The 14965-nt window shown below is 60.8% G+C and carries 20 protein-coding genes and 2 pseudogenes; 9 read left to right on the plus strand and 13 right to left on the minus strand.

From position 1 onward, the window contains the following. Nucleotides 1–2 precede the first annotated feature (2 nt). Nucleotides 3–731, minus strand: a complete 729-nt coding sequence (locus NKL06_RS15820; RefSeq protein ID WP_031198350.1) for a GntR family transcriptional regulator — start codon at nucleotides 729–731, stop codon at nucleotides 3–5. 146 nt (nucleotides 732–877) lie between these two features. Here NKL06_RS15820 and NKL06_RS15825 point away from each other — a divergent pair, with 146 nt between their 5' ends. Beyond that, on the plus strand, nucleotides 878–1420 hold the full coding sequence (locus tag NKL06_RS15825) for an autotransporter (RefSeq protein WP_023693051.1): 543 nt from the start codon (nucleotides 878–880) through the stop codon (nucleotides 1418–1420). Nucleotides 1421–1517: 97 nt separating this feature from the next. Here the strand turns inward: NKL06_RS15825 and NKL06_RS15830 are convergent. Further along, nucleotides 1518–1670: pseudogene (locus NKL06_RS15830) on the minus strand (LysR family transcriptional regulator); the annotation flags it as partial. Between the two features lie 245 nt (nucleotides 1671–1915). Here NKL06_RS15830 and NKL06_RS15835 point away from each other — a divergent pair. Then, nucleotides 1916–3184 carry a tyrosine-type recombinase/integrase gene (locus tag NKL06_RS15835; protein WP_023693050.1) on the plus strand — a complete coding sequence of 423 codons (1269 nt, stop codon included), beginning with the start codon at nucleotides 1916–1918 and terminating at the stop codon, nucleotides 3182–3184. Between the two features lie 2 nt (nucleotides 3185–3186). On the opposite strand, the gene NKL06_RS15840 is transcribed toward NKL06_RS15835, so the two are convergent. From NKL06_RS15840 to NKL06_RS15850, 3 genes are all read right to left on the minus strand, one after another. Then, nucleotides 3187–3870: an RES family NAD+ phosphorylase gene (locus NKL06_RS15840; protein WP_023693049.1), complete on the minus strand. Its 684-nt coding sequence runs from the start codon at nucleotides 3868–3870 to the stop codon at nucleotides 3187–3189. Then, nucleotides 3867–4334: an antitoxin Xre-like helix-turn-helix domain-containing protein gene (locus NKL06_RS15845; RefSeq protein ID WP_352581210.1), complete on the minus strand. Its 468-nt coding sequence runs from the start codon at nucleotides 4332–4334 to the stop codon at nucleotides 3867–3869. The genes NKL06_RS15840 and NKL06_RS15845 overlap by 4 nt, the downstream gene beginning before the upstream one ends. Before the next feature lie 133 nt (nucleotides 4335–4467). After that, nucleotides 4468–4683, minus strand: a complete 216-nt coding sequence (locus NKL06_RS15850; RefSeq protein ID WP_156939153.1) for a hypothetical protein — start codon at nucleotides 4681–4683, stop codon at nucleotides 4468–4470. Between the two features lie 148 nt (nucleotides 4684–4831). Here NKL06_RS15850 and NKL06_RS15855 point away from each other — a divergent pair, with 148 nt between their 5' ends. The 4 genes from NKL06_RS15855 to NKL06_RS15875 all read left to right on the plus strand — a co-directional run bounded on the left by NKL06_RS15855 (nucleotide 4832) and on the right by NKL06_RS15875 (nucleotide 6260). Further along, on the plus strand, nucleotides 4832–4966 hold the full coding sequence (locus NKL06_RS15855; RefSeq protein WP_023693046.1) for a ribbon-helix-helix domain-containing protein: 135 nt from the start codon (nucleotides 4832–4834) through the stop codon (nucleotides 4964–4966). An 87-nt stretch (nucleotides 4967–5053) separates the two neighbouring features. Further along, nucleotides 5054–5224, plus strand: a complete 171-nt coding sequence (locus NKL06_RS15865; protein WP_023693045.1) for a hypothetical protein — start codon at nucleotides 5054–5056, stop codon at nucleotides 5222–5224. Nucleotides 5225–5383: 159 nt separating this feature from the next. Beyond that, nucleotides 5384–5797: a hypothetical protein gene (locus tag NKL06_RS15870; protein WP_156939152.1), complete on the plus strand. Its 414-nt coding sequence runs from the start codon at nucleotides 5384–5386 to the stop codon at nucleotides 5795–5797. Nucleotides 5798–6134: 337 nt separating this feature from the next. Further along, nucleotides 6135–6260, plus strand: coding sequence for a hypothetical protein (locus NKL06_RS15875; RefSeq protein ID WP_023693042.1), 126 nt, complete (start codon nucleotides 6135–6137; stop codon nucleotides 6258–6260). Between the two features lie 28 nt (nucleotides 6261–6288). Here NKL06_RS15875 and NKL06_RS15880 read toward each other — a convergent pair whose 3' ends face one another. Together NKL06_RS15880 and NKL06_RS15885 are read right to left on the minus strand one after the other, a co-directional pair. After that, nucleotides 6289–6663 (minus strand): hypothetical protein, encoded by a 375-nt coding sequence (locus tag NKL06_RS15880; protein WP_352580554.1) that lies wholly within the window; start codon nucleotides 6661–6663, stop codon nucleotides 6289–6291. Between the two features lie 16 nt (nucleotides 6664–6679). Further along, nucleotides 6680–7540 (minus strand): ATP-dependent DNA ligase, encoded by an 861-nt coding sequence (locus NKL06_RS15885; protein ID WP_023693040.1) that lies wholly within the window; start codon nucleotides 7538–7540, stop codon nucleotides 6680–6682. An 84-nt stretch (nucleotides 7541–7624) separates the two neighbouring features. On the opposite strand from NKL06_RS15885, the gene NKL06_RS15890 reads away from it, so the two are divergent. Beyond that, entirely contained in the window at nucleotides 7625–7849 is a 225-nt protein-coding gene (locus NKL06_RS15890; RefSeq protein ID WP_023693039.1) for a hypothetical protein, read from the plus strand. A 696-nt stretch (nucleotides 7850–8545) separates the two neighbouring features. On the opposite strand, the gene NKL06_RS15895 is transcribed toward NKL06_RS15890, so the two are convergent. After that, complete coding sequence (locus NKL06_RS15895; protein WP_023693037.1) at nucleotides 8546–8995, minus strand: DUF3102 domain-containing protein; 450 nt, start codon at nucleotides 8993–8995, stop codon at nucleotides 8546–8548. Beyond that, nucleotides 8992–9420, minus strand: coding sequence for a hypothetical protein (locus tag NKL06_RS15900; RefSeq protein ID WP_156939151.1), 429 nt, complete (start codon nucleotides 9418–9420; stop codon nucleotides 8992–8994). Before NKL06_RS15900 ends, NKL06_RS15895 begins: the two co-directional genes overlap by 4 nt. A 609-nt stretch (nucleotides 9421–10029) precedes the next feature. Between NKL06_RS15900 and NKL06_RS15905 the strand changes: the two are divergent. Together NKL06_RS15905 and NKL06_RS15910 are read left to right on the plus strand one after the other, a co-directional pair. After that, a pseudogene (locus NKL06_RS15905) lies at nucleotides 10030–10411 on the plus strand (sunset domain-containing protein). 12 nt (nucleotides 10412–10423) lie between these two features. Next, a complete protein-coding gene (locus tag NKL06_RS15910) occupies nucleotides 10424–10741 on the plus strand; it encodes a hypothetical protein (RefSeq protein ID WP_023693033.1) in 318 nt (105 codons plus the stop codon). 12 nt (nucleotides 10742–10753) lie between these two features. Here the strand turns inward: NKL06_RS15910 and NKL06_RS15915 are convergent, their stop codons facing one another. The 4 genes from NKL06_RS15915 to NKL06_RS15930 form a co-directional block, all read right to left on the minus strand. Further along, nucleotides 10754–13489 carry a phage tail length tape measure family protein gene (locus NKL06_RS15915; RefSeq protein ID WP_023693032.1) on the minus strand — a complete coding sequence of 912 codons (2736 nt, stop codon included), beginning with the start codon at nucleotides 13487–13489 and terminating at the stop codon, nucleotides 10754–10756. A gap of 188 nt (nucleotides 13490–13677) precedes the next feature. Next, nucleotides 13678–13833 carry a hypothetical protein gene (locus NKL06_RS15920; protein ID WP_023693030.1) on the minus strand — a complete coding sequence of 52 codons (156 nt, stop codon included), beginning with the start codon at nucleotides 13831–13833 and terminating at the stop codon, nucleotides 13678–13680. After that, nucleotides 13830–14177, minus strand: coding sequence for a hypothetical protein (locus NKL06_RS15925; protein ID WP_156939150.1), 348 nt, complete (start codon nucleotides 14175–14177; stop codon nucleotides 13830–13832). The genes NKL06_RS15920 and NKL06_RS15925 overlap by 4 nt, the downstream gene beginning before the upstream one ends. 130 nt (nucleotides 14178–14307) lie before the next feature. After that, nucleotides 14308–14961: an ATP-dependent Clp protease proteolytic subunit gene (locus NKL06_RS15930; protein WP_023693028.1), complete on the minus strand. Its 654-nt coding sequence runs from the start codon at nucleotides 14959–14961 to the stop codon at nucleotides 14308–14310. Between the last annotated feature and the right edge of the window lie 4 nt (nucleotides 14962–14965).

Below are 14965 nucleotides of genomic sequence, written 5' to 3' on the forward strand. Positions count from 1 at the left end.
CCTCAGGCGAAGCTTTGCAAATTGGCGTCCTGCAGCTTGGAGCCGGCGAGCAAGGTCTCGAGCACCTGCTTCTTGAGCGACAGGCACTGCGAGCGGGCAAGCTTTGCGATGGCCGAGACCTCGGCCAGCTCGCAGGCAAGCACCAACTCCTTCTGCTGGCCGATGATCGCTTGCGTGAAGTCGCGCGATTTGAAGCCGAGATGGAGGACACGCTCCGACTGGTCGAGCGTTTGGTCGAGCAGGCGAACTAGGCGCAGATTGCCGGAGAGTTCGGCCAGGGCCAGGCGAAAGGCGCGGTCGGCCGCCAGAAAGGCGACATGGCTGCGCAGCGTCTCCGGCTTCAGCACCTTCTGCGCCGCCAGCCTGATGTCGTCGAGCCCGCGTTCGGTGAGGTTTGCCGCGGCCACCCGGAACACTTCCGGTTCGATCAGGCTGCGGACGTCGAAGATCTCGTTGACGTCGCGCAGGCTAAGCGGTGCGATGACATAGCCGCGGCGCGGCTCGCTCTTGATCAGCCCTTCCTGCGTCAGGCGGGCCAAAGCCGAGCGGATCGTCGCCTTTCTGATCTGGTAGCGGTCGCCGATCTGCTTTTCGGTCAGGCTTTCGCCGGGTTGCAGGACGCAGGCGACGATGTCGCTCTTCAGCTGCTCATAAGCTTCCTCGCTGCGCAATATGTCGGCGGTCGACGGCGCCTTGACGGCGGACGGTGACACTGATTTCGGAGGAGCCATATCTGCCTGCCCGTGTGGTCTGCCCGCGTGGTCTGCCCGCGTAGTCTGCTTGCCCGTTCGACCATCCGGTTGACGGGTCTGCCGGCATTCGCTAGCCTGAGCATCTCAGTTGTATTGGTTGAGCTTCCCAATGGAGATGACGACAAATGTCTCTTGCCGCCAACTCGCCTCTCTACGCCGTAACCTCCGGTATCGTCAACGCAGCCAAAGGTGCTCATGCCTTCGAACGGGTCAAGGCGGTGCTGCGCGAACACACCGATCGCTTCCATGCATCAGGCGTGCTCGCGCATGAGGAAGACGACGATGAGGTGCTGCTGCATGCCAGCCCTGACTTGACCATCTACCACATCACGCTGTCGCCCGGCCTGCAGTACCCGCCGCACAACCATCTGATGGATGCGCTGATCGGCATCTACAAGGGCAGCGAGACCAACTTCATCTATCCCGTCGACGGCAGCGAGATCGATGCGCCGGAGCGCCACGACATCGCGGCGCCCGCGGTGGTGCACATGACCCCTGATACTGTGCACGCGGTGGCCAACACCGGCAGCGCCCGCTCGGGCGCACTGCATGTCTATCTCGGCAATCTGACGGAGACCCACCGCCACATGTGGAGCCCGGACAGCACCCACGCCGAGCCGTTCGACAATGAGCGGTATCTGGCTGGGGCGAGGCCGATTGGGCCCTGACCGGGAAAGCGGAAGAAAAGTGAGCCTGCTGAGCGGCGGCGCGAGCGAGCGTTCTGCGTCGCCGCGCCCAGATAGCAGTCCCCGCGTACCGGCCATTTCAAGAACATCGCAGCGAGTTTATAGCGCAGTCAGGCTGACGACTGGGGTAATAAATGAAGAAGCCCGGAATAGGCGGCGTCCAGTTCTCCAGCACTCGGATGAGGCGGTGCTCAGCAACATGCTCTTCATATGCGAGCCCAGGACCGGCTAGCGGATCGCAGGAAATCACAGTTTCGGCGGGAATGGCGCGCCCGAAGAGATTCGAACTCCTGACCCCCAGATTCGTAGTCTGGGACAGCTTTCGTGCGGGTTTGTGCGAGGACATTCCGTAACTCTCCAAAACCCTTGCATTCCGGTCGTTCTCTGATTTGCTTTGCGTGCGGCAATGTGCGAGAGAACGCGCTAAAGCGCAACTGTTCTGTGCCCCCGATGTGCCCCCGGAGAATATTGCCCCCGATGGCGAAACTGACAAACGACGTCGTCAAGAACGCAATGCCTGCGGCTGGCAAGCGGCTGGAGCTGCGCGACGACGTTGAGGCTGGGCTGATTTTCCGGGTCACTGAAAAGGGCGTTCGCTCATGGTCGGTTCGCTACCGCAACGCTGCCGGGGAGCACCGTCGGAAGAACCTCGGCGTATTCCCCTCTGTCGGCCTTGCCAAGGCGCGGGAAGAGGCTCGGAAGGCAAAGGGAGCGGTGGCGGCCAAGGTCGACGTCGTGGCCGTGGAGAAAGCCACCAAGGCAGAGGAGCGCCGCAAGCATCTCCACAAGCTGTCTGGGCTGGCCGATGCCTATTTCATTGCGGCAGCAGATGGAACGCACAAGGGCGGCCCGAAGGCGGCGCCGAAGCGCGCAACCACGATCGCCGAGGAAAAGCGGATATTCGAAAAGCTGGTCAAGCCCAAGTTCGGCGAGAGCGCCGTGGCAAATATCACGCGGATCGAGATACGGGATTTTGTGGCCAAGCAGGCCAGAGCCGCCAAGTCCAATGGTCGGCATTGTCGAAACATCATTCGCCAACTGTTGAGCTTCGCGGTCCGGGAAGGCGTCATCGACTACAACCCGGCGCACGACATCGCTGTGGCAATGCCGTCGGTCGGAACGACGGTGATCAAGGATGATGATCTGAAAACCTTCTGGCGGGCTTGCCAGAGGCCGCAGGACATCGAAGACCTCGCAATGTCGGTGCTGATGGGCCTCGCGCTTAGAATGGCCGCTGTGACCCTGCAGCGCGGCGGCGAAGTGGTCGGGATGCGGTGGGCCGAGATAGACCGTGTTGCCAAGACCTGGCTCATCCCAGCCGAGCGGATGAAGGGGAAGAAACCGCATATGGTTCCGCTGAGCCCTTCGGCCATCGCGCTGCTCGACGAGGCCCAGGCCGAGGTCGAGGGTAACGGCAGCGACTATGTGTTTCCCTCGCCACGATCGGAAGACGACCAGCCGCTCGACCGTCGGGCTTTCTCAAGGGCGATGAAACGGCTGGTCGAGGCGACAAAGATCGGCAAGGCCACACCGCACGACTTGCGGCGCACCGGCGCCACGCTGCTGACCAGCGAGCGGATCGGCCTCCCTCGCTTCATCGTGTCTCAGATCATCGCCCACGCCGGCGACACTGGCGGAGCGGCAGCGGTCACCGGCAAGCACTATGACCACAACGACTATCTGCCCGAGAAACGCCGCGCTCTCGACGCATGGGCTGATCTGTTGGTCAGCATAGTTCGGCCTTAGGCCTATGTTTTTGTGATTGTCGGCGTTGGACTGCCGGCCCAGGTAAGCGCCCACGTGTGTCCTTTTTGGAACTCTTGGACCAAGCCAGGCCAGAAGGCGACCAAACAAGAGCCGCTATTGGAACATCTGCACGACGGATAGATGATCCCGTTTGACCCAGCCTCACGCAATTCGCTGGCTAGGCTTTGCCCCAACGGATATGCCTTTGATGTATCGGGGTCCAAGCAGTCGGGCTTGGGTTCGCAACCGCGCATGTCGTGAAACTCTGCCTGAAACGTGGCGAAAAGTTCAACGTATTGGGTGGTGTTGTCATATTCTCCACCAGCGCTTTCAAGCGCTCGAGTGAGGTGAAAAGCAACCTCCTGAAGAGCGGTATCGACAGAGTATGCTGAATACCAGGCGCCCCAATCCTTGGAATTGAACCGGTTGCCGGCGTGCCGCGGATAAGCAAATGCGGCGTTGATGTACGTGTAGCCGTAGCCTTGGGCCAGCGCCTCTGGCCCCACCCCTGGGATGCCAACTTGCTGCGCGACTTGTCTACCGCTCGTAACGCTTTCCAGATCTTCCAGAAGCGTTCTGGCGCCGAAGGAGGATGCAAGCGGTTCGAGCACGGGAGGCTTGTGGTGAGCGGACGCGATGAGCCGGACCGTCCGCTCCCTTATGGATATCAGTTTAAGATCGATCAAAGACCGCCCCGAAGAGCGTCGACGTAACCTCTGGTTTCCAGCATTGCTGGAATGCCGCCTTTGATCATGAAGTCGACAGGGCTATCCCCGCCAAAAACTGTTTCGGTGTTCGGGCGTCGAACCCACTCGTCCGCTAACGGGTCAGAGAACAGCAGGTGGAGGCCCTTGTACAGGCCAACAGTCGCGCTGATACGAGTAAGCGCGTCTTGCGATAGCACCCCTGTCCAGGTCCGCGATTTGATACGGAACCAAGTCCGTTCGGATTCACCAAGCAAGGCGCTCGCTTGACGACTGGTCAGCCGCCATATGTCAGCGAGGCGGACGAAAGCTTCCAGTGCTGCCTCAGTTAGGCCGGCCCGGGTTCCTTCCAAACTCAGGTCAGGAATGTGACGTGGAGTGGCTGATGGGGCGGGCGATGGTGTAGCAATGTGCACTGTGACCTCCCTGTCCCTAGTGCGAATCACCTTACAAATGCTGCCATTTGGCAGAAGTTGCAACCAGAAAGGTGACCACTTGGTTAAAATTGCTGCCAAGGCCCGCCACCGAGAGGCAGCGGGCAAATCCTGCAAGTTTGCAGGTTTGATCAGTCGGCGGCTCCTATTGAATGCAAGAGCCCGGCGGATAGTGCTCAGGGTCGTAGCTGGTCGACGAGACGAGCATGAAGCGTTCGTCAGAGCGGACAGGGATCATGCCGAAGTCGTTGCGATAAGCGTGGTGGAACGGCATGACGATCATGTCGTTGCTCGGCGCTGTCGCTGCTGAGACGGCGCCAGGCATAGCTTCGCCGGCCGCCGGAACGTGGTTGTTCGGCATCGGATTCTTCTCCAATTCGGTTTGTGTATGGCTCTAGCGCTTCCGCAAGAACGGGAATTCTGATATCACGGTTTTTATGGCAAAGCAAGAAACCGTGGTATCAAAGAAACGGCGGGGACCAGCCCCCACCGGAAAGGGCTTGCCGATCATGGTTCGCCTTCAACCCGACATGCTCGCGGGCGTTGATCAATTTGTTGCTGAGCACGATGTTTCGCGACCTGAAGCCGTTCGATTGATCATTCGTGACTGGCTGATCAGACACCAGGTGTTGAAGGGTGAGTGAAAGACGGCCGACATTCGGCCCTCGAATTCGCCGGTGTCGAGTTCATCCCCGAGAATGGCGGCGGTGCCGGAGTGAGGTTGCGGAACCGTGCTTAATCACATCGAACTGGCGGTCACGTTTGCTCTGGTCGCCATGGTGTTTCTTCCGATAGTGGTGGGTCGCCGCCTCTATCCATACGGTCCGATGCTGCTTGGCGTGATGGGCACAGTTTTAGCTGTTGTTTGGTTTGCGATCCAAGTAGCCAAGCTGTTCTTGTGAAATTTGCGAGGGTGCGCAAATTCGGCGCTCTCGGATTTGCTTCGCGCTGGCAGGTCTATCAGCCGCTTATTCGCTGAAATGGTCAAGCACTCCCGAACGGAGCCGGCTTGCGCGTGCGCCTCTTAGGTGATGTTCTGCCCCAAAAGGGGAGTTGGGAGAGTGGGCGAAAGGGCAAGAATTGGGGCCGTCGCTGTCGTCGCGATGGGCTTCGTTTGGATGTTCAAAGGCCCTGAGGGCACGAATAGCAGCGACGGATCTGCAACCGCTTCGAGCGTCAATGCTGCAGTCCACCAAGGCTGCCCCATGATCAACGCGAAAGCCGTGCTTGTTTCATGGGATAACACGATCAACAGCATAAGACGCACCGGCGCCACCGATTTCAGCGGGCCTGCGATGTTCGTACAAGTCTCGACCGAAAGGTGGAAGGCTGCCGGTCACGATGGGCAACTGAGCATTGCGATCGCCGCGTATTGCGATGCCGCCGACGCGCAGGGTAAGGGCGTGGCAATCATCAAGGGAAGCTTAAACGAGAACCTCGGTTCCGTCGTTGACGGCAACTACATGAGCCCATGAACCGCAGTGGCTGCCCCCGTGAACAACCGGGGATGAAGGGTCAACCGGCTACCCTCAGAAGCAGTGCGACACCGATCGCATAAGGGATCAGCACTGCCGCCAAGGCGACCCACATGCCCGGATCGGCGAATACCCGCATCTGGCTGCGAAGCTGTTCCATGGCACCAAACGGCAAAAGGCCCGCTGTGTTCCCAAAAGCTCGAAAAAGCCGGCCACCTTTCGGCAGCCGGCCAGTTCCAACAGAAGGGAACGGTGCACTGATGGGGCAGTGCAACGCCCGAAGTGTTTCGAGGCTACAATGTTCCAAGGGGAACGCCGTTCGATCTAGAATCATGCCATGGAAGCGATCTTCGATGATATCGCCAACGCCCTCAGAGAGCCCCGCCAGGACGCGTGGCGACCTGTCCGCGCCTTCGCCCTCGATGTTGCCGGCAAGCTGTTCCTAGGCCTCGCTATCGGCTAGGTGTTGGTTTTGGAATGGCACTGGCCGGCTAGCGTAGATCCGCCCCGGCGATGCGCCGCGTGAATGCCCGCTCGACCCCAGCAACAGCCTCATCCTTCGTTTGGACTGTTCCGCGCGCGCCGCCGTCATGGCAGGTCCAGAACCAAGTGCCTGCGGCTGGGCCGTGCATCGTCTTCATGATGCGGCCGACCTTTTCCTGCTGGAATGCTGCGGCGAAATCGAAGGGCGCCGTCTGCCCTCCTATGACGGTCCGCGACCACGCCAGCCAAACGCGAGCACCCCGGCCGAGCACGAACTTGAACGCCTCGTCCTGTTTCTCGAACGTCTGGAGGATCGCGCTTCCGTCGAGGACCTGAAAGCCGATTTGATAGGCGAAGCGGACGGTAAGGCGATCTGCTGGCATGGCTCCGATATAGCGTTCAATCTTCCTCGCGGAAATCCTGCAGCGAGGCATGCCTAAGGTCTTCCTCGCCGCGCAAGTGCTTCACGCGGCCAATGAGCCCCGGCTTTACCCATTGGGTGGCCGGCCGCTTCATGCCCTTGGGCGCCGGCCCGGCGTGCTCCTGGACGCGCTTCCATAGCCGTTCGCGAATTGGTCGGCTGGAGTTGATGAACGCTGAGCCGACATACTGGCCGGTCTTCCGGTCGGCCATCAGCGCAAAGGCCGGCTTGCCGGGTTCACGCTCGACGCCAAGCAGGTCGTATTCCTCCACCATGTAGCTCTTGATCTTCAGCCAGGCTGTCGACCGACCGCTGCGGTATTTGCTGTCACGTCGCTTCGACACCATGCCCTCAAGGCCGGCATCATCGATCAGGTGGAATATGGCTTTAGCGTCTCCGGGCAGCGCCTGGCTGAACTGGATGCGAATGTTGGCGGGGATCATGCTTTCAAGGATCTCGCGCCGTTCCTGCAGGGCCATGTCGCGCAGATCGTGGCCGTTGAGGTGGAGGAGATCGAAGGCGACGAAATAGAGGTCGTGCTGCCTGCGTGTGATCGCCTTGCGCAGTTCGCCGAAGTCCGACAGGCCAGCATCGTTCAACACGACGATCTCCCCGTCGATGATTGCGCTCTCGGCGCCGAGCTCCGCGCTGGCCGCAACGATATCGCGATATTTGGTTGTCCAGTCGAGCCCGCGGCGGGTGTAGATCCGCGTCCCGTCCTCATCGATGACCATCTGGGAACGGTAGCCGTCAAACTTCACCTCGTGAGTCCATCCATCGCCCTCGGGAGGCTTCTCCACCAAGGTCGGCATCAAAGGCTCGATGAACTTCAAACGCATGCACTGACCCACACCCGGCGATTCAAGCCGCGAGCCCGAAATCGGTTCCGGAACATTTTAGCTCAAATGCATGTTTCAATGGTTATGAAGATCGAAGCCGACGAATGCCGGGCAGCGCTGACGCTCATCCGGCGCACAATCGAGGATCACTGCCCGCCCGGCGTGCTGCCCAGCGAGGAAGCGGTGAACGGTCTCTATGGGCCGGGGCTCATGGATGAGGCGGAAGCGCTGGCGGCTGCCATCGTCGCAACGATCGACCAGATGCAATTGCGCGTGATGGTGAAACCACCGTCCCCTAGTATCAAATAGGGGCGGATGCAGGTCCCAACAGTGGGCTCGCACCGACCGGGGCAGGTGATGCGAGCCCGGCCGAGTCTTGCGGGACCTCGACCAGCAGCGATCACCCACTCGCTGCCGTTCTATCAACAAGCCCCCAAATTTCAGGTTCCGCTAATGTACAAAAAAGCCCACCAACCGTTGAGGTAGTGGGCAGTTTTGGGAGACACGGATATGGGAACAGTGCGACCGCCCGAAGTGTTTCGAGGCGACGCTTGCGCGCGCCTGCCAGTTGCGCGATGCTGAAGCGGGGAAATAACGGGAGGGGTATTACTGTGCCGCATAGGATGAAGACGTCTATACTAGCAGCAATTCTGATTGTCGCTTCCGGCTTATCTGCCGCCGCCGCACAGACCGATACCTGGATATGTGAAGCCCTCGCTGGACCGTCGGACGAGGCGGCTGGAGGTAGCCGCAAATTTGTTCAAGCGCTCGAAAGCGTGGACTACGCCTCTGCGCGGCCCCAGTTGCACGGCACGGAGCTTGAAGCTTTCGACGCGATGGTGGCCGCCAGAGATCAGGCGCTCGGGCCGTTGAAAGAATTCACAGAACGGTTCGAGGATTTTGCGTACCTCATGCGGCGATGTGCTCGTTAACAGGTGCCCTGTCGCCTTTGAATGTGGGTGCCTCACAGAAGCCCGCCAGCACGCGTTTCCGCCGGCCGCTGTCTTACGCCGCCAAAGCACCCCGCGCGTCCTGACGCCCGCCTGTCGCCAGCCGCATGCATTGCTGGGCCATGCTTTGGGAAAGCCCGTCCTGCTTGGCCACCCATGGCCCGAAGTGCCCATGCGGCAGAGAGGCCTTGTGGTGCAGCAGCCAGCGGCCGATGGCGAGCTTCTGGCCGTCGGATAGATGCCCGCGGGGGATGGCGCGTGTTGCGGCCGGCGCCGGCTCCGCCAGAGGCACGACATTGGATGGCGACATCAGCGCCAGATAAGCCTTGTACACTTCTTGCTGCTTGTCGGCGGGGAGCTTGTTGAACTGCCTGACGGTCATCCCGCAACCGATCGCCAGCACAGCGGTATGGCGTTCATCGCCTCGAAGGCGCCTCAGCCGCTGCCCCTGCCATTGATTGGGAAGGCGATAGGTGCCGACGCCCTCGACCTCGATCTCGTTCATGCGGCCACCTTATCGAAAAGCGACGTTCCGGCCAGCATCGGATACAGCATCGCCACCATGTTGTTTGCCGTGCTGCCTGGCATCGCCCTGGCAAGCCGACGGACGTGGCCAAGGTCGATCCTGTCGAAGGCCTCGAACAAGCCCGAGCCGATCGGCATGACCTCGATGCGGACCAGATAGGAAACTGCCTGCAGCGTGGCTGCATGGAGCTCGAGGCCATTGCCCGTCGAGTTGATGAGCTTCAGCACCAAAGCCAGGTGAGATTCCCCGTACCGGCGCCCTATGTCGCGGACCGCGGGTTTGCAGTAGCAGTGACCAGGCTTCCGGCCGGTCGAGCGATTATCGGCGCTGTCGTGCAGGGTGACGCCGCATGTGCGGGCAATGGCGTGGATATCGCAGGGATGACGATCTGTCCGTGCCAGCATGCCGCGCCTCGCTGTGGAGAGTGCGCGGATATTGCATAAGTCGCGGCTTATAGGCAAGGCCTCGGCCAGTGCGTTCCGTGCTGGTGGACAACTCGCCGGGCGAAGACCCCAACTACCTCGAGCCCGGCGAGCCTACACCTGATCAGAGTACGCGATCAGGACCGGGGATCAAGCCGGCGAAGATTTCGGTGCAATATGGGTGCCAACATGTTCGTCCCAAATTGGGACCATGCTGGGGCCGGCAAGCTGGGCCGCATAGGCCTGGGCGTTGGCGTCGCAATGGCGATCGCGGGTTAGCCAGCCCCGATCAGGTAAAACAATGCGCTAAGAACCGCAGCCACTGATGCCCCGGCTATGAGCATGAGGCGGCGGTGCTGTTTGCGCCGATTGACAGGCTTCTTCCCGTCCGCAGCGGCATATGCGCTGTAAATGCGCCGCCCGTCCTCGCCGAATCTATCGCTGTTCGGGTAAGCCTTCTTTGGCTTGTTTCTCGGTCGAAGTATTTTCATGGCCTAGCTCGGATCGTGCACAACACCCGAAGTTTAGCGGCTTCTGATGTATGGACTCAACCGTGGAATGGACGCATTCTTTCCACGGGGGAGAGAGGGCGTGGGCAAAGTCCAGCGTCATGGAGGGGCTAACCAGGCCGACCGCTGGCGCAAGAACGCCAAGCGGCGGCGGTTGTGGCGATGGCAATACCTGCCGGCGCTGGTGATGGTTCCCTTGACGGCGTTTTTCACCGTGAACCCACAAGCTCTCGATAAGGTCGTCGGGCTCGTCCCAGCTGGCTGGCTGAGTGGCACCCGCACGGCCGGCGCGGGTAGCTGCGATATTAAGGGCAACATTTCCATCAATACCGGCGAGCGGATTTATCACGTCCCAGGGCAGGAGGCACTATTGGGAGACGAAGATCAGTCCTCAGTACGGTGAGCGCTGGTTCTGCAGCGAGGCCGAAGCGCGGACGGCGGGTTGGCGCAAGGCGAGAAGGTAGGAGGAACGTCCCATGTGGCTCTACGTTTACTATCCACTTCCCCTAGTCCTCCTCTACTTGGCAGTTTTGTTTTGCTCATGGTTCTTCAGGCCAGGCCCTCTGGCCTTGACTGGGTTCATCCTTTTGAGCTCCCTCATAGCGTTTTGCGGTTCAATCGATCTGTTGTCCGCGATCGTCGCAACGGCAGCATTGTTGCTATGTTTGGCGTTGATCGTCATTGGTTACGGGCGCCGAAGTGGTCGGCTCTTCATGGGTGAGTACACCCCTGCCGAGGAACAGGCACGCAAGGAGAGCGAGGCTCGCGCCCGCGACTATTTCGGCATGCCTTGACCCGCCGCGCGGCTATCGCCCGTTGATCGATCTCTGCATGTCCCGGCCGGCAAGCGCCATCTGGCGACGCATTTCCGAGATGCTGTCCTTTGAGATCGTCGTGCCGCCCTCGACCTTGACGTTGACGTTGACCTGCACAGGCCGACTATCGCCGCCGCCTGACTTTGACGACCCGCCGCTGCGCTGATCGCTGATCTGGTCGGTGTCGGCGATGATGACGTGTTCGCGCGGCTTCTTGAAGAACTCGACCTTCTGTGTGTCGCCGGGTCCGCCGCCGATCATGCCGCCGGTGGAGAAGCCGTAGACCGCACGATGGGCGATCTGCTGCGGCGTCGCGGATAGCCCCTGAGCGCCATAGCCGATGATGCCGCTGACGTTATGGGCGTTAGACTTTGCCGTCGCGAGCGCTTTCAAGTAAGCGGCATATTGTGGGTCGCGCTCTGTGGCACCCGAGGAAGTCGAGTCACCACCAGACGACGGGCCGCCACCGAATGAAGCGGATCCAGAAGTCTTGATGTCATCAAGCAGCTGAGCCGTCTTCTTGGTGTTCACCGCGGTATCGGTGATCGCGGCAGTGAGTTTGTCCTGATCTGCCGTGGTTTGGGACGACGTTGCGAGCGCCATTGATTGCGCGTGCGGAACAACCGTCCCCGCCGATTGCGGCAGGACGAGTTCCGGACCCTTTTCACCAACCCAATAGGGCGAGTTCCGCGAGATTGGGCCGCCTGCCGCGCGCTGCGGGTACATGGCATTAACCTGCGCAAGCACCCTCGGGTCTTGATAGGTCTTGGGCTGCGTGTAGCCCCACGAATTGGTGGAGGTGTTGAAGATCGGGGTCGAGGAGACCGCTGGGCCATTTGACGAATAGCGGGTGACACCGACGGTTGCGGTTCCACTTCCATCATGGGTCGGCACTTGATACTGCGTCTGGGTGCCGGTTCCGACCTGACGGGTCATGACGGTGACCGTGATTGTCTTGTCACGCAGCGCGTTTACCGCCGCGCCCAATTGGTGAACTTTGGCAGTGTCGGCGTCCAACATCATGCGAGCGCGAACCAGCGAGTCGATGAACTTATTGACCGCATCAACGCCAAAGCCGTCCTGCACCAGAGTCTGCCGGATCATGTCGACGCCGGTCGCAACGGCGCTGGCGCTGGTGCTGCCGGTGCTTAGGGCGTCGAACAGCTTGTTGACGATATCGACCGACCGCTGCAGTTCGGCATTGGCGCCGGCGATGTTGGAGACGTCGCCGCCAAAGAAGTCTTTGACGCTGTCCTTTGCGGCGCCGGCGATAGCCTGCTTGAGCTCAGCAACTTGGGTCGTGGTGTCCCGGAACTGCGCGGTCAGGTCCAGCTGGCTCTGCACCTGCTCGCGCCGCATGTTCTGGATGGCCTGGCCGGCTTGTTCGAATTGGCCGACGACGCCTTGAAGAGATCGCGTCACGCCGAAACCATCCGATCCGCCGCCGCTCATGTTGCCAAACAGGTTGGAAATCGTCGTGTCTGCCGTGCCGGCGTTGGTGGTGACATTCTTGAGCCCTGCGGCGACTTCGGCGAGCGTCTTGGTGGCCTTCTGGCCGTCGACGGCGATGTCCTTTATGGCCTTGTTGGCAGGAATCGCAGCCGCCACTTTAGCCGCCTCAGCCGCAGTGTCCTGCAGACCCTTGGCGAAGTCGTGGGCATTTTTCGAAAGGGTCGGATCGAGGCGAATCCTGCCGAGCTCGCTTTGCAGATCAACCGCATCGATCGCGTTGGATTTGAGTTCCTTCGAGAGGTTCGCAAATGCATCGAGCCCTGCCTTGCCGATCCTGGCAAAATCTCCGTCGCCGGTATTGAGCAAATCCAGCTGTCGGCGGGTATCATTCAAGATTCTAGCGAGCGTCTTTTGGGCGTCCGCATTGTTGTCTGCAGTGTCAGCGGCGATCACCGACTTGGGCAATTGCGAGGCCTGATCCTCATACTTCTTTGCCGCCGCTGCGGCCGCCGGGTAAGCGGCGGCAATCCCGTCGATCAGCGCCTTGTGGCCCTTCAGCACTTCGTCAGCGGATTTTATGTCCTCGCGCGTGGCCAAGGCATACGTGGCGATGGCGCCGGCCGCGAGCCCAGCAGCGGCAACGATGCCGCCAAGCGGCGTGGCGACAAAGTTGAGCAGACCTGCGCCGATTGCCTTGAGCGAGCCAAGCGCACCCGCTGGACCGCTTTCCAGCGCATCGAAAATCTGGCCCGCCTGACTTGCGAAAATCTGCATCGGCGGTGCGCCGAGCGCGAACATGGTGATGACGTCGTTGCCCTGCCGCGATAGATTGAGCATCTGGTTCGACGTTAGCTTGGCTGCGGTCCCCACGCTGGCGATATGGGTCACCCCGGCGCGCGTGGACGCGGAAACAGCATCGGTCTTCTGTCTGACAAGATCGAGAACCCTCGCCCGTTCGACCTCATCTATGCCGAGTTTGCGCGCCGCAGCATCGGCCGTGATCATCGCGCGTTCCATATCTCGGGTCGCGCGATAGGCTGGGTCGGCGGACGCCTTCAATCGCTCCCATGCTTTCGCGGTAGCAGAGATCGAGCCGGACTGCATGGTCAGCGCGCCGGCCTGCTTCTCGATCGCCTTAGCCGCCGCCTGTTCCTGGTCAACGAACTTGGCTTGGGCAGCCTCCGCTTTCGCCATGGCTTTGACGTAGGCTGCCGAACCGGCCTCGGCTGGCCGAGCGTCGATGGTCAATTCTGTAACAAGGACTTGGTCGGCCATCAGTGGCGCGCCTCCTGCGCTTCGGTGGGGCTGAACATGGCTGCCGACCACTCCATTGTGATCGTCGCGACGGGCATAGGCTCAAGGTCGGGAGTCGCCGCAACCGCCGCGAGCGCACGGCGCGCCTCACGCTTCCTGCCGGCGAGGTGCATGGCGTTGATCGTACGGATGGTATTGGTTTGCGTGCGCTAGATCGTGCAGACAGATGCCACGATGGCGTTCTGACTGGTGATCATCCGCGCCAGTGCTTCGAGTTCGTCGGCCATCTTGAGCGCGTGCTCGGCGATCTCGGCCGGTGTCATGCGGTCGTGCGCAGCGGCGAGCAAGTGCCGGGCGGCGGTCATTGTCTCTGTCTTTCCAATGTGGATTTTTGCCGATCGTGAAGTTGAAGGGCGTGCTCGAGCCGCTGGGCTTTGTCGACGGTGGCATTGATCTGGCCGTTCAGGGAAATGGCGAGGCTGACGTCCTTCTCGCGCATTGCCGCCCGCATCATCTTCCGAAGACCATCGATCCTGGTGCGGAGGTCGAGGTAATCAGCAAATCGCGCTTTATCGACGCCGGTGGCATAGCCTTTCCATGCCTTTTCGATCGCCAAAATGGCCGAAAACGCGCGTTTCTGCGCGGCATTCATCCATGCCGGAGCGTCCGAAGTGGCGGTTTTCCGCGGCTTTGCGGGCGCTCTAGCCATCAGATCCCCTCAAAACAGCCTTGGCAGCCGAAAAATTCGGGCCAGCGATAAAAAATCTGTCCGTGACCCCGGAGCGGTCTACGTGTCCGTTGGCCCCCAGAGATCGACCTACCCCCCTGCCCGGTCATGGTCATGTGCGCCTCTTGACGCTGTAGGCGTGCCGAGGCTCTTCGCCGGCAAGGCAATCGACCAAGCCCCATGAAATCGCAACGCCGATGGGCAACGGCGCCTCGTTTTTGATCTCTCGCTCGAAGTGGCCGCGGCTGCCTTCGCCGGCGGCGGCCGTGTAGAAGTCGACCATTTTTTTGTCGAATGCCTGCAGGTGCTTCGCGAGACCCTCATGCTCGGCCGCTGTCCAGCGACGCTTCGCATTGGCGGGCGCATCGTTCGAGACCGCGTGCAAAAGCAGCTTGGTGTGCCGGTAACACATCCGCAAATCTCCGGCAGCCAGGATCAGGCTCGCACCCGACGCGCATGTGTCGCCGGCTGTCACGCACACATGGGCTCGGTGCCTTCGCAGCGCTTGATGGATTCGGACCGCCTGGCCGGCATGACCACCGGGACTGTCGATTTGCACGGAGATGAATCTGACGTTTTCGTTTGCCTTCAGCGCAGCCTCAACATCATCAGCAAAGATGCCTTTGCCGGTCCGTCGATCGATCTCACCTATCGGCCCCTCGAGATCCATCCAGAGCGTGTCACCACGTTTGACGGCGATGGGCGCACCCGCCTGCATCTTGGCCATCATGCGCTTTGCAGCTGCAATGTTGGGGCGATGGGCCATTAGC

The organism is Mesorhizobium sp. C268A, assembly GCF_040324475.1.
Classification (GTDB): domain Bacteria; phylum Pseudomonadota; class Alphaproteobacteria; order Rhizobiales; family Rhizobiaceae; genus Mesorhizobium.

Bases quoted from the DNA above. Each gene is read 5' to 3' on its own strand.
- NKL06_RS15895 (WP_023693037.1), bottom strand. From the start codon at position 8,995: ATGAACGAGATCGAGGTCGAGGGCGTCGGCACCTATCGCCTTCCCAAT.
- NKL06_RS15825 (WP_023693051.1), top strand. From the start codon at position 878: ATGTCTCTTGCCGCCAACTCGCCTCTCTACGCCGTAACCTCCGGTATC.
- NKL06_RS15920 (WP_023693030.1), bottom strand. From the start codon at position 13,833: ATGACCGCCGCCCGGCACTTGCTCGCCGCTGCGCACGACCGCATGACA.
- NKL06_RS15910 (WP_023693033.1), top strand. From the start codon at position 10,424: ATGTGGCTCTACGTTTACTATCCACTTCCCCTAGTCCTCCTCTACTTG.
- NKL06_RS15890 (WP_023693039.1), top strand. From the start codon at position 7,625: ATGAAGATCGAAGCCGACGAATGCCGGGCAGCGCTGACGCTCATCCGG.
- NKL06_RS15820 (WP_031198350.1), bottom strand. From the start codon at position 731: ATGGCTCCTCCGAAATCAGTGTCACCGTCCGCCGTCAAGGCGCCGTCG.
- NKL06_RS15850 (WP_156939153.1), bottom strand. From the start codon at position 4,683: ATGCCGAACAACCACGTTCCGGCGGCCGGCGAAGCTATGCCTGGCGCC.
- NKL06_RS15915 (WP_023693032.1), bottom strand. From the start codon at position 13,489: ATGGCCGACCAAGTCCTTGTTACAGAATTGACCATCGACGCTCGGCCA.
- NKL06_RS15900 (WP_156939151.1), bottom strand. From the start codon at position 9,420: ATGCTGGCACGGACAGATCGTCATCCCTGCGATATCCACGCCATTGCC.
- NKL06_RS15880 (WP_352580554.1), bottom strand. From the start codon at position 6,663: ATGCCAGCAGATCGCCTTACCGTCCGCTTCGCCTATCAAATCGGCTTT.
- NKL06_RS15885 (WP_023693040.1), bottom strand. From the start codon at position 7,540: ATGCGTTTGAAGTTCATCGAGCCTTTGATGCCGACCTTGGTGGAGAAG.
- NKL06_RS15875 (WP_023693042.1), top strand. From the start codon at position 6,135: ATGGAAGCGATCTTCGATGATATCGCCAACGCCCTCAGAGAGCCCCGC.
- NKL06_RS15925 (WP_156939150.1), bottom strand. From the start codon at position 14,177: ATGGCTAGAGCGCCCGCAAAGCCGCGGAAAACCGCCACTTCGGACGCT.
- NKL06_RS15835 (WP_023693050.1), top strand. From the start codon at position 1,916: ATGGCGAAACTGACAAACGACGTCGTCAAGAACGCAATGCCTGCGGCT.
- NKL06_RS15855 (WP_023693046.1), top strand. From the start codon at position 4,832: ATGGTTCGCCTTCAACCCGACATGCTCGCGGGCGTTGATCAATTTGTT.
- NKL06_RS15930 (WP_023693028.1), bottom strand. From the start codon at position 14,961: ATGGCCCATCGCCCCAACATTGCAGCTGCAAAGCGCATGATGGCCAAG.